Source organism: Paenibacillus sp. FSL E2-0151, assembly GCF_037993015.1.
GTDB lineage: Bacteria > Bacillota > Bacilli > Paenibacillales > Paenibacillaceae > Paenibacillus > Paenibacillus amylolyticus.
Map to the genome: position 1 here is coordinate 601,414 of NZ_CP150308.1, position 12,827 is coordinate 614,240.

Annotated in this window: 13 protein-coding genes; 8 read left to right on the top strand and 5 right to left on the bottom strand. The window is 47.7% G+C overall.

Annotated elements, in window-relative coordinates; translation table 11 throughout:
* Positions 1-105 precede the first annotated feature (105 nt).
* Positions 106-852 (top strand): type I methionyl aminopeptidase, encoded by a 747-nt coding sequence (gene map, locus MHI55_RS02945; RefSeq protein ID WP_340388721.1) that lies wholly within the window; start codon positions 106-108, stop codon positions 850-852.
* A gap of 174 nt (positions 853-1,026) precedes the next feature.
* Positions 1,027-2,040 (top strand): NADP-dependent oxidoreductase, encoded by a 1,014-nt coding sequence (locus MHI55_RS02950; RefSeq protein WP_036607487.1) that lies wholly within the window; start codon positions 1,027-1,029, stop codon positions 2,038-2,040.
* Between the two features lie 120 nt (positions 2,041-2,160).
* Here the strand turns inward: MHI55_RS02950 and MHI55_RS02955 are convergent, their stop codons facing one another.
* Complete coding sequence (locus MHI55_RS02955) at positions 2,161-2,646, bottom strand: cytochrome c biogenesis protein CcdC (protein WP_036607484.1); 486 nt, start codon at positions 2,644-2,646, stop codon at positions 2,161-2,163.
* 217 nt (positions 2,647-2,863) lie between these two features.
* On the opposite strand from MHI55_RS02955, the gene MHI55_RS02960 reads away from it, so the two are divergent.
* The 4 genes from MHI55_RS02960 (at position 2,864) to MHI55_RS02975 (ending at position 6,626) form a co-directional block, all read left to right on the top strand.
* Complete coding sequence (locus MHI55_RS02960; protein ID WP_036607482.1) at positions 2,864-4,018, top strand: HEAT repeat domain-containing protein; 1,155 nt, start codon at positions 2,864-2,866, stop codon at positions 4,016-4,018.
* Positions 3,999-4,376 (top strand): glycosyltransferase family 2 protein, encoded by a 378-nt coding sequence (locus MHI55_RS02965; protein WP_340388723.1) that lies wholly within the window; start codon positions 3,999-4,001, stop codon positions 4,374-4,376. Before MHI55_RS02960 ends, MHI55_RS02965 begins: the two co-directional genes overlap by 20 nt.
* Positions 4,377-4,442: 66 nt before the next feature.
* Positions 4,443-5,441, top strand: coding sequence for a glycosyltransferase family 2 protein (locus MHI55_RS02970; RefSeq protein ID WP_340388725.1), 999 nt, complete (start codon positions 4,443-4,445; stop codon positions 5,439-5,441).
* Between the two features lie 54 nt (positions 5,442-5,495).
* On the top strand, positions 5,496-6,626 hold the full coding sequence (locus tag MHI55_RS02975) for a hypothetical protein (RefSeq protein ID WP_076254452.1): 1,131 nt from the start codon (positions 5,496-5,498) through the stop codon (positions 6,624-6,626).
* Between the two features lie 1,054 nt (positions 6,627-7,680).
* Here MHI55_RS02975 and MHI55_RS02980 read toward each other — a convergent pair.
* Both MHI55_RS02980 and MHI55_RS02985 read right to left on the bottom strand, forming a co-directional pair.
* On the bottom strand, positions 7,681-8,253 hold the full coding sequence (locus MHI55_RS02980; RefSeq protein ID WP_340388728.1) for a TetR-like C-terminal domain-containing protein: 573 nt from the start codon (positions 8,251-8,253) through the stop codon (positions 7,681-7,683).
* Entirely contained in the window at positions 8,250-8,981 is a 732-nt protein-coding gene (locus MHI55_RS02985; RefSeq protein ID WP_340388730.1) for an MBL fold metallo-hydrolase, read from the bottom strand. Before MHI55_RS02985 ends, MHI55_RS02980 begins: the two co-directional genes overlap by 4 nt.
* Positions 8,982-9,411: 430 nt before the next feature.
* Between MHI55_RS02985 and MHI55_RS02990 the strand changes: the two genes are divergently transcribed.
* Entirely contained in the window at positions 9,412-9,876 is a 465-nt protein-coding gene (locus MHI55_RS02990) for an Rrf2 family transcriptional regulator (RefSeq protein WP_091038227.1), read from the top strand.
* Between the two features lie 262 nt (positions 9,877-10,138).
* Positions 10,139-10,765, top strand: coding sequence for a nitroreductase family protein (locus tag MHI55_RS02995; RefSeq protein WP_036607468.1), 627 nt, complete (start codon positions 10,139-10,141; stop codon positions 10,763-10,765).
* A gap of 184 nt (positions 10,766-10,949) precedes the next feature.
* On the opposite strand, the gene MHI55_RS03000 is transcribed toward MHI55_RS02995, so the two are convergent.
* Positions 10,950-11,633 carry an S-layer homology domain-containing protein gene (locus MHI55_RS03000; RefSeq protein ID WP_340388732.1) on the bottom strand — a complete coding sequence of 228 codons (684 nt, stop codon included), beginning with the start codon at positions 11,631-11,633 and terminating at the stop codon, positions 10,950-10,952.
* A gap of 144 nt (positions 11,634-11,777) precedes the next feature.
* A complete protein-coding gene (locus tag MHI55_RS03005; protein WP_180361885.1) occupies positions 11,778-12,638 on the bottom strand; it encodes an AraC family transcriptional regulator in 861 nt (286 codons plus the stop codon).
* Positions 12,639-12,827: the final 189 nt, after the last annotated feature.

The following is a 12,827-nucleotide window of genomic DNA, read 5'->3' on the forward strand; positions in this document are numbered from 1 at the left end:
TTGGCGTATAATAGGATGTTGCTGATTGCACGGAATTTTTTATTTTGAGTGTTTAGCGTTACAATAGAGGACAGGATAAGATTTTAACGGACAGGAGTAGTTATTATGATTACATTGAAGACCAAAGAACAGATTGAATATATGAAAAAAGCCGGAGAAATTCTCGCCGCATGCCATAGAGAAATTGCAAAGATGATTCGTCCAGGCATTACGACACAGGAGATCGACCAGTTTGCAGAAGCTTTTATGAAGAAAAATGGCGCTACGCCGGAACAAAAGGGATATAACGGATACCAATATGCGACATGTGCGTCGGTTAATGATGTGATCTGTCACGGGTTTCCGGGAAAATATGCACTGAAAGCCGGCGATATCGTTACAATCGACATGGTCGTTAATCTGAATGGCTGGCTGGCGGATTCGGCTTGGTCATATGCCGTAGGTGAAGTGACTCCGGAAGCACAACATCTGCTGGATGTAACGAAAAACTCTCTGTACAAAGGCATTGAACTTGCCGTGGTGGGCAACCGGATCGGAGATATCTCCAATGCGATTCAAGTGTATGCAGAAGGTGAAGGCCTATCGGTTGTGCGTGAGTTTATCGGACACGGCATTGGTGAGAAGATGCATGAGGAACCACAAGTGCCTCACTACGGTCCGCCTCATCGGGGTCCGCGTCTCAAGGAAGGCATGGTTATTACGATCGAACCGATGCTGAATATTGGTACGTTCCGAAGTAAGCTGGATTCAGATGGATGGACTGCTCGTACTTTGGATGGAAGTCTGTCTGCCCAGTATGAACATACGATTGCCATTACGGCGGATGGTCCAGTGATTTTGACAGCACAATAATAGCCAAAAGCAGCTACAATGTGACGATATTTGCATATTTCAAGGCGGCCCACGTTTGTGAACCGCCTGTTTCGGTTTAAACTATTAAGAAGTGATAACACAGAGCCAGTGGTAAGTGATCTCAGCTGACAAGGGTTAACCTTGCGTCCACTTGGCAACAAGGAGGTAATTTTGGTGTCTTTAAATAAACAGATCGTACTTGCTTCTCGTCCCGAAGGTGCCCCATCCAGAGAGAATTTCAAATTCATTGATGCACCTCTTCCTGAACCGGAAGCTGGGCAGGTCCTGGTACGTACATTATATTTGTCGGTTGATCCATACATGCGGGGCCGCATGAAAGATACAAAATCCTATGCTGCACCGTACGCGTTAAATGAAGTGATCAAGGGTGGAGCAATTGGACAGGTTGTGGAATCTTCGGAACCGAATCTGCGCAAAGGTGACCTCGTATCCGGTATGTGGGGCTGGCAGCAATATGCCGCAGTGAATACGGCTGATCTTTCGCTAATTGATACCGAAGAAGCACCAATCACGGCTTACCTGGGTGCGCTGGGCCTGACGGGTCTGACGGCTTATTTTGGTATGGAGGACATCGGCAAACCGAAGGACGGCGAAACGGTTGTTGTATCGGGAGCAGCCGGAGCGGTAGGCATGATTGCAGGTCAGATTGGTAAAATTGTGGGAGCACGCGTGGTTGGCATTGCAGGCTCTGATGAGAAATGCGCTTATTTGAAAGAGAAGCTGGGCTTCGACGTGGTGTTGAACTACAAGAAGGAGCAGGATATGTCAGCGGCCATTGAACGGGCTTGCCCGGATGGTGTAGATGTCTACTTTGACAATGTGGGCGGTGACATCTCGGATGCAGTCTTGCGTCACATCAATCGGAATGCACGTATTCCGTTATGCGGTCAGATCTCGTCTTATAATCTGGAGAAGCCGGATATCGGGATGCGGCCACAGACGTTGCTATTAACAAATACAGCATTAATGAAAGGTTTCCTGCTGGGTGACTATACGAAATCCTTCAAGGAAGGCCGTGCCAAGTTGGCGAAATGGATCAAGGAAGGTCATATCCAGTATGAAGAAAACATTGTGGACGGGTTCGAACAGACGCCGGAAGCATTCATGGGTCTCTTCTCGGGAGATAATCTGGGCAAGCAACTGGTTAAGGTTGCAGATCCTGAATAGATATTGAATGGTTTACATGTACAATTAGGTTGAAAACGAAAAGACACGTTCTGCACACCGAGGGTGCAGCAGAACGTGTCTTTTTTATCTGTAAATCTGTGCGTGGTCTATGTAGGGCGACTAGTGTTCGGCGACCAGCACTTCTTTGTAGTGTTTGTACATATATACACGCCAGCGTACAATCATGCCAAAAGCCAGCAGGAAGAACAATCCGCCTGTTTGCGGAATACTTACATATCGCTGAATGACTTCATGCAGGATCAGGCGTACGGCCAGCAATCCAAGCAAGATAAAAGCAAAGCTGCGAGAACGTGTGGCAAAAATTTCTTCACCTACTCGTTCAAACCGTGTACTGCGAATGAGGGGATAGGAGAAGAGGAACCAGCCCACCAGAAACGCAAAGAATGCCCAGAGTAGAGGAACATGTGTTGCCGGTACAACAAACATGAGAAATCCTGTGCTCATGCCGAGCGGAGGAATAAGGATTTTACGAATGGTCACCGGTCTGTGACTGGCTTTCATGCGGATGAAGATGGCAAGCAGTGCCATGACAAGCATGCCCACGGTTGCTCCGATTTGCAGGTAGTACGGACTGATTTGAGCCACGTAGAACTCCCTCTTTCTGGAATAATATGTTATCCGGAGATCCGGAACCCAATACGAATTGCCGGAATTTTCAGTTCCTATTATATCACAAACGCAGAAAGCCGATAGAAAGCTTAGTGTATCATATACCCGATATGTATTCACAGGGTGTATTTGAAAATTTTGTATTATTGTGCCCGTTGTAAGGCTGTTTATTCGATTAAGGGGAAATCATGCAATGATTGGACAACAATGGATGTATATCAAGCTTATCGGCTCACATCATAGAGGGTGGCTTGTAGGCAATACAGATTGGTTAGTACATGTGGTCAGCCTCATATGTGCAAGTGTACTAGCTTTTTTGCTGGTTATCTACGGTTACATCTTATGGATGAAATATAGCAGTAGGCACAGGGAAAAGGTTAAGACGGTACTGATGCAGGAATTACTTTCCGAAGATTCAGTGTTACAGCAGTATCTGGGCCAAGGAGAAGTGAAAGCTGACTTACTGAACATGAGTGGAGATCAACAGAGTGTTTTGCAGCAGCTGTTATTGCAACGGCTTGCTCAAGGTCCGGAAGAGCACGAGACTCTGCGAATTCGTCTGTTATCCTGGCAAGTCTTTGGAAGTTCATACCGGTCGGTTCTGAAGACGGGAAAGTGGAGTGAACGGGTCAACACGTTGTTATATATTGAACAGTTTCATATGATAGAGCTTCTGCCCAGGTTAGAGGATATGCTGCGGGTTACTTCCTGTACGCCGCTTGAACGCTTCATCATATTGCGCATATATGCCAGAACCGGTTATTTCAGAATCGTGAAGGAATTGATGCGTGAGCAATATGTATGGTCCGATTCACAGTATCTGCAGATTCTGCTGTTGCTTACCGATTCATCCTGGACTCGTCTAAAGGATCATTTCAAGGATGTACCTTACCAGGTCCAGTCTAATATCGTCCATGCCATTCGTATTCGAGATGATCAGACGGAGGGTGCTGTTGTCCTACTGGAGAAGCTCATTCTTGGAGAGGATGCATTGCTCCGTACCCATGCGTATCAGGCATTGGCTCAAGTGAGCAGAGGTCGTGAAGATTTGCTGAAGGGGCTATTGCTGGTATGGAACGAATCTGGTGAGGAGAGGCAACGCTTTGAAAGACTAACAGTGACCCAGCTTATGGGTACTGTTCATGCGGATGCTTTTATTCCTAGACTGAAGGTAATGATGGGTGATCCTTCTTTTCAGATCCGACAGGAAGCGGCGAACTCTCTTGCCCGGTACGAGCAGGGACTTGAAGAACTCCGGGATACGGCTGTAAACCATCCGGATAAATATGCAAGGCAGATAGCGGAGGAAACGCTGGAAAGGATGCAGTATGGACGAAAGATGGATTGAGATGCTGCGGAGTTTTGTTTTGGCATGTTACGAGGGGATATTTATCTATCTTGTGTTAGCGATTGTGATGTGTAGTGTTCTGGTAGTTGCTGCCGCTCGCACATTGATCCGCCAGAGGGATCTGGACCCGCTGCAATATCATGAGATGTTGGATGAAGAACTGGCTCCTGCGGTATCCCTGCTTGTTCCGGTGCGGAATAGCGAGGATACGATCGTACAGCGAATCAGCTGTCTGTTGGATATTCGGTATGCACGTTATGAGGTTATTATCATTAATGATGGATCAGAGGATGAGACCATGCGGCGTCTAAAAGAAACCTATGATCTGATGCCCATTCGGAGTAAAGTTCATTATTAGGGACTCGGTCAGGAGACGGCTCAGATTAAATGTGTCTACCAATCCAGATTACATCATCGTCTGATTGTGATCGACAAGGCGTATGGGGGACGAATGGACTCCCTGAATACAGGTCTGAATATCTCGCAATATCCTTATATCGCCTCTGTTGGACCCTGGACAGTTCTGGAACGGGATGCATTGGTGAAGATTATGAAACCCGTTATGGATGCTCTCCCAGGAGAAGAGGTCGTTGCTTGTAGTGGACGAGTAGATCTCATGGCCTCCAGAAATACGAATCAAACGGATTTAACGGATAACAGCACACGACTTACGGGCAGTACGTTGTATGTAATGCAGACCATTGAATACGTGCGTGCTTTTCTGATTAGCGGCGTGGGACTTGTTCGTTATAATATTAATGTGCTTTTATTTACGTCTGAAGTATTCGGTATATTCAAAAAGAACCGGGTGTTGGAAGTTGGAGGATACAAGCGCGATGACCAGGTCGCTCACATGGAACTGGTGATGCGGTTGCAGAAACATATGAAGCAGATTCGGAAACGTGGCCGTATTATATATATTCCCGATCCGATCTGCAGGGTAGAAGTACCCGGTACATGGCGTCAGCTGTGCAGACAGCGTATCGGTTGGCACATGCAGCTTGCAAGCAGTCTATGGACTCAGCGGAGCATGATCTTCAATCCGGCCTATGGCTGGATGGGGATGGTATCCATCCCTTATTTTATTTTGATCGAATTGTTGGGGCCTGTGTTGGAACTGGGAGCGATCGTGCTGTTCATTGCAGGCATAGGGCTACAGTGGGTGGATATTAACCTATGCATCATTCTCGTTCTGCTACTGACCCTCTATGGTTCCTTGTTGTCCGCAAGTGTGGTGATGTTCGAAATATGGTGTTCACGCAAGGCATATACGTCCCGAGAGGTGACACGTCTGCTGTTGTATGCATGTACGGAGACGTTCTGGTTCAGACCGCTGAATAACATATCCCGTATATATGGCATGTTGCAGGCTATGGGATTGCGGAAGGCAGAGGAAAAGGACAGCAGACATGGATTAGGGTAATCTAACGATCGATCCTGACAATACCTTGGAACAGAGCAAGGAGGAATACGCTTCATGAAAAAAAGTTACAGGCCAGCCACGATGTGGACGTTGGCTTGTTTTACAGTGGTATCGGTGGTGCTGGTTGTCCCCTGGATTATGTGGCAATCCCAGGCCCCGGTTTCACTGAACATCATGATTATTGACAAGAGCAGACCGGACTTGTCCTATCAGGGGCACAAGGGGTTGGTTTGGCTTCTGAATCAACAGAAGATTGTACAGCACACAGGGGAATACTACTCGTATGAAGAGGATTATTACGGCTATGATCTTCAGAACGGGCTTCCACGGATGAAGCAACTGCTGCCTGATGAGGTGACAGATACGGATCTGATCTATCTGACGGCGAATCGGAGTAGTCTGTCTGCACAGAAGAGTGAAGGGAAACAAGGCGGAATCTATGAAGGATTAACGATATATGATGTGCAGAAAATCCGCGAGGCTGCGTATAAAGGGGTAACGATTGTTGCCGAATACAGTGCATTGGCAAATACGGCTTCCAAGATGACAAGAGAGCAACTATACCCCATCTTGGGTGTGAACAGCAGTGGATGGCAAGGGAAATCGGTATCTAATCTGCAAAGTATAGAGGAAGTACCCCGTTGGATTCGGACGAACTATGAGCAGCAGGAGAAGAAGAAATGGTCTTATCAAGGAGCGGGTATGCTGCTGATCCATATGGATGGACAGGTTATGGTACTGGAGAAAGGTCCGGATGTGAAGACAGGCAATATACAGATTGCATTTACACCGGAAGGCAGCGATTGGAGCGGTATAACCCAGGATATACATTACAATGGCTGGTTTGATATCATTGTGCCGCAACAGAAGAATTCCATACTGGCCTGGTATAAGACGGATCTGACGGAGACAGGCGAGCAGAAGCTGGTGGATGCAGGAATTCCGGCGGAATTTGCTGCACTTGTCCGATATGACGACTATAATCGGTCGTATTACATGGCAGGGTCCTTTGGAGAGATGAAGCATTATTCCTTCTGGCGCCGAATCCGGGGATGGGAGGTCGTCCGGTCCAAGCTTACGCCAGATCAGAAAGATATTCCGGACATGTTCTACTGGAAGGTGTACGTGCCCGTGATGAAGCATATTTTGAATGAAGTGCAGGATGGACGGCAGCAATGGCCATAGATAGGCTATCGAGAACCGTTTCAATGGAAAGAGGGAAACCAGCGTCCATTCCACCTTTCGAGAGGAACGGGAGATGTACATATTAGAGAAGTGCGTAGATGTGAAAGGCAAAAGTGCGGTTGAGAGACAGGGCGTATCAAGTAAGGATCAGATTGCCAGGTGAAATGGGACTGGGACTGGGTAGATCGAATATGTTTCAGACTCTTACCGCCCTGAACAATGGGAGTTGTAGCTAGATCCAAAACAAAAATTATCCCGCTGCGGCGTACATGTAGTGTGAGCTATAAAATGATTCGTATTAGGACACGTATTAAAACAGGTACTAAAGTGTGCATCACGAACAGGGTAAGCTCCGTATCTAGAATCGCCCCAATGTGTGTACTGAACTATAGCGTGATCTATACATGAATAGTAATAAAACATGTACTACTATGTGCATTATGATCAAGGTAAGATCCTTATCTAGCCATGTATCCGCATCCGCATGATCAACGCAATTTGGAGCATGAACGCTCCGTATTTAGCTCCATAACACAATGTGTGTCTGGACGTGTGCCGCTATGGCAATGTGATTTGAAGCACCGTACGTAGCACATTCTAACGAACTGAGCACATCTTATTTGTCCTAATTTGGTACGTTGGTAAATGTAACGAATCACAGACAGGTTAAATGACGGAATATACTCATTATTCCTGTCCCGCAGCCAGTTTTCTGCGAAATAGGATGTGTGGAGTTTGTTAGTTGTTGTTATTCGCTCTAATTGCCGCTATAGAGTGTCCTCGGTTCGTTAGATTTTGGTCAGAGGGCACCGATCATGGCATCGTGCAACCGAGGCGCCATTTTTCTCTGTATTAAATGAAATTGTAAAGAAAGAAATTATAAAGAACACAAGCGGATGAAAGATGAATTCAAAGTGGATGTTAATGTGTTAAAAGTCATTGGCGCAACTATAGCATTATTATTGTCAAATCTGTGGGATGTACCAGTATACGGCAATGAAAAAGGACTGCAGATCCTCTGCAGTCCTTTTTCATGATGCAATGCGTGGCTTAACTAGTCCTGGTGAAGATGCCGGAGTCCGTGCAGGAAGGCGGATACGGTCAGACGCAGACTTTCGTCCGGATCAAAGTCCATGCCGAAGCCGCCTTGTGCCTCAATGGAGGCAAATCCATGGCAGAGGCTGCGCAAACCACGAACGGCGTGTAATGCTTCCGCTTCGGTTAGCGGGTAGGGCTGCAAGCTGTGCAGCAGCAACTCCAGCGTGGCTGTGCTGGCCGCGGCGAGCTGTGGCTCCTCGCGGTCCGGGGCATGAAATGAGGCTTCGTACAGCCCGGGGTGCTCGCGGACGAAGCCAATGTATGCCGCAGCGATGGCCTGAATGGCATCATCGCCAGTGTGGTCAGCGATAGCCGCGGTTAATGCGCGGCTAAGCTGTTGTACGGACATCAGCGCCATTTCCTGGCGAAGCCCGGGAAGTCCGCTGATGTGGTTGTAGAGCGACGGCGAGCGCACATCCAGCCGCTGTGCCAACGCGGCCAGTGTCAGCGCCTGAAAACCGTCGCTGTCAGCAAGCTGGGTGGCGGCGCTGAGCAGAGCGCCGCGATCCAGCCCTTGCCGGGGGCTCATAGTTGCCCCCCGGCAAGATCAAACCGCTGCTGTGCATCAGCGGTTGCCGCGCGCATGGCGGCCGCGGGCTGGCGCAGCATCCGTCCGTGGCCTACAGCCAGCACGGACGGTTCCAGCTCCGCCAGGCGCTTCGCGCTGGCCAGAGCCGCTTCGCGGTTCCACGTCGCCAGCGCGGGGAACGGGAAGAGTGGGCGCACGCGGCCGGATACGGCAAGGCCGCCTTGCAGCTGGTACGCGTCGCCAGCGATGAGCACGCGGCTGCGCGTATCCATGAAGGACATATGCCCCGGCGTATGTCCTGGTGAGGCAATGGCGACCAGTGAACCAATCTGGTCACCGTCATCCAACAAGTGGTTTGGCTGGGTGCGCACCGCTTTGGGCTTAGGCACGCCTCCGCGTACCGGGGTTTGAGGCTCACCGGGAAGAAGGGAAGTATCACCCGCCAATAACCGGGCATCTCGTCTGGAGATGAGGACCTCGGCTTGAGGCAGTGCCTCTTTGAGACGATCCAATGCACCAATATGGTCACTATGAGCGTGAGTCAGGATGATCTTGGTAATGGGTTTTCCAAGGGACTGGGCAGTTGCCAAAATCCCCTTAAGACTGACCGGTATTCCGGCATCAATCAGGGTTAAACCATCTTCCTCTTCAACCAGGTATACGTTCACAGGGAAGAGTCTTGGGAAAAACGTAACTTGAACGACATCAAATTCTCGGGTAATACGCATCGTTAAACCCTCCTTAAAACTAATGGTATTAGTATAATAACTAATGGGATTAGTTTTAGCAATACCTGTTGTTTAATTTATTCAAATAAAAAAAATTTAAAATAATGATGCACTTTACAAAAAAAGCGTTTTCAAATTGGGGATTACCGATTATAATAATCACGTAAGCCCTTTCATATGTCTATCTTATTGGAGCCCTTCGCGTAGCGGAAGGCTCACTTTTTTGTTCTTTTTGGATTAAAATGAAGAAAGGATGTTCATCCTAGCTTAATTATGTTGATGAGCTGTAAGTATTGGTATAACAGGAAAAATCACGTTTGATCTCCATGCTGGGTGAAAGTTGACAAACATAACTGTTATTCATATAATGACAGTTATACTTACCTTGAGTTGGAGTTCATCGGTGTTGTAAGCCGGGAAGGAGTAAGTTATGAACAGTGAATTTACCATAGCGGTGCATTGTCTTGTTTTTCTGTCGATGAGAGATGAGTGTATGGCCAATAGTGAAGATTTGTCCCAGAGTGTGGGTACACACCCGGCCAGAGTCCGTAAGGTACTTAGTGTTCTGCGCAAGCATGGTTACCTGACGACCAAGGAAGGTGCTCATGGTGGGTACTTGCTTAGCCGTCCAAGTGAAGAGATCAAGCTGGGAGAATTGTACAGACTGGTAGCTGGTGGTTCACTCGGTCCCAACTGGTGCTCAGGGGAGTCCGGTTCATCATGCGTGGTATCTTCCAATATGCAGGATGTGATGGGGAACATATATAACGGAGGCGAAGAGGCGCTCAGCGCTTATTTTGACCGTATATCCATCCAGGATGTGAAAGAGCGCATAGGTCATGGGGAAGCGATAACCCTGTCGCTGAATGGATTGCCTGCAAAGGAGAAGTCCTGACGGAGTCCACAACGAATGGTCCTTCATGACATGGCCTTGGTTTAGTCAGGCATGGTGGACAAGTTACGGCATGGGCGTATGCTCCGGTGAAAGATCCATTGATGTTCTCAAGCGATTCCGGGCATAACCTGAACACAGATGAGGAGAGATCGTCTGCGCTGATGTTATTTTCGGAAGGAAAATCCCTGGTAGAGTAAACTTCGAGATCACCTTGCGAAAGTAAAAGAAGTATAAACAAACTAGATTCTGGGGAGTGGAACACATGTCAGGCATTGAAAAAAATGAAACACTTCGCGTTATTAGCGAACGCCATGCTGTCAAAAAGTACGAAAAAGGGTTTGAATTGCCTGAAGCTGATCTCAATGCGATTCTGACAGCAGCTGCGGAAGCACCATCTTCATGGAACCTGCAACACTGGAGATTCCTCGTGATTGAATCCGAAGCAGACAAAGCGAAATTGCTGCCAGTTGCTTACGGTCAAAGTCAGATCGTGGAAAGTTCGGTTACGATTGCTGTTCTCGGAGATTTGGAAGCAAACCGTAACACCGTAATCTACGATCAAGCTGTTGAAGCAGGCGCACTGACTGCAGAGGTTCGTGACGCATTGGTTGGACAGATCAACGGTGCTTACCAAAGCCCGCAAATCGCTCGCGATGAAGCGATTCGCAATGCATCCTTTGCTTCCCAAAATATTATGATTGCTGCACGCTCCCTGGGTTACGATACATGTCCAATCGGTGGATATAATCCACAAAAACTGATGGAAACATTCAACATTCCTGCACGATTTGTGCCAACGTTGTTGATTACTGTAGGTAAAGCTGCACAGCCAGCTCGCCCGTCAGGACGTTTACCGTTGTCTGAAGTTGTTGTTAAAGGTTCTTTCTAAGTTAGAAAGTTAAATCTGATGATTGCATCAGTGATATAGGTATAATACAAACGGCCGCACTTTCCTGTTGAGGGAAGGTGCGGCTGTTTGGCATATTGGGGTTGTATGGAAAAGGCCATTCATTGGGACCCCAATAGATCGGATTCACCACTCAAGTGAGTTCTTAGCTTCCACCATGAAATGATTACTTCTCAGGTGTCCCCGGGATTTGTGGTGCATGGAACGATTCCATGTACTCGATTGCGTTATACATCATCACTGCTGCTTCGGCGCGAGTAATCGTTTGTTTTGGATTGAAGTTTCCGTCGGCATCCAGTTCATTGATTTTGAGAACGAGTGAACGCTGAATGGCACCTTGATACTCTGGCGTAAGTTCCTTTTCGTCGGTAATGTCCACAGGTTTGATATTAATCATCGGCAGACCGCCTTTGGTCTCTATGCCTTGCATCAGGAACAGTGTGAATTGTTCACGAGTAAGCGGTTTGGACGGATCGATATTCTGTGACATCTGAATGCCATTATATTGTGCGCGGATAAATGCATCACTGTACCATACGCCATCTTTTACAGCAGAGAAGTAGTCACTTGGTACCGGCATTTTGATAAAACGAATCGTGTCCAGATTCAGATTCAGGCCGTCCGCAATCAGTTGAATGCCCTGAGCGGTATTTAACTCCAGTTCAGGTTTGAACAAGCTGTCACTCACACCTTTGATGAATCCATCTTTATGGAGAGATTCGATTTTGTCTGCTCCTGCGATACCTTGAATATCCGTGAATTGGGCCTGCGCAGCGTTGATCGGGCCTGCACTTAGAGACAGCGTGAGCAGAGCTCCCGCAGTTAATGTAGCAAGTATATTTTTTTTCATGATAGGTTCGCCTCACTTTTCTAGGGATGATCCCTTTATATAAAAGTTATTTGCCCTATAGACGACCCTTCTGTTCAAAAGGTTGCTGGAATTTTCCAACTGAATTCATAATCATTCAGATAGGGCTAAGTAAAGGCACTGCCTCTAACCTTTGGATTTATTTCGATAATCGGTGGGTGAACGTCCCATCATTTTGCTGAACAGACGGGAGAAGTAGTACGGGTCCTTGAATCCAAGCTCGGAGCTGATCTGCTTCACGGTCCAATCGGTAAAATCCAGATAGCGGCAGGAATGTTGAATCTTAAGCCGTAGGAAATAATCGATGGGTGAATGCCCCGTAGCTTGCTTGAATAACTGAGAGTAATGAGGGACAGACAGCCGCGCGTGAGCCGCCAGTTCCTTGAGGGTGATTCCATTCTCCAGGTGCTCCAGCATATATTGAACGGATTGTTCGGCCGCACGTTTGCTGCTCACGATCCCACCATCTGTTCCTGTCGTCTCCGGTCCATAAGCGAGCATACCAAGCATATAACCGATAATCTGGGAGGCATACGTCATCGTCTGCATGGAGTAACCCGTCTCAAGTGCGCCGTAACATTCATGGAACAGCTCAAGCCATTTTTGAGCCTTGGCCGGTGGCATGGTAGTAATATGATGAGTTAACAAGGGTTCTATGTAGGATAAAGCGTGTTTCCCGCGCAGATGAATCCAGAAGATGCTCCAAGGTTCAGCTACGTTGGCACCATACACATGAGGGACATGTGCAGGTAATATAACAAGGTTTCCCGGGCTGACATCATAAGTCTTGCTGCCATCCATCGTATACCAGCCTGTGCCTTGGGCACAGTACATCAGAATGTGTGATTCACAACCATCGGGACGATCACGGTAATGATGCTCCGCTTCGTGAAAGTAACCGATATCGGTAACATATAATCCGGACGTGACCGGATAAGCTGCGGTTTCTTGCAGCAGGGAGTCCGGAAGCACAATGAGTTTTTGCATACGAAATCCGTCAGATTTACGCTGTAGGGGTGGTCTATTGTTAGGTCTCATACTTTGTATTATGGTGAGAGGCGATAAGGGAGTCAATGACAGATATGAGAGCGCTCACCGGAGGTGTTCTCGATTTAGAAAGCCACGTTACAGGAAGTGAAGCAGTTGCCCGTGAATTGGGTAAGTACATACCAGTGG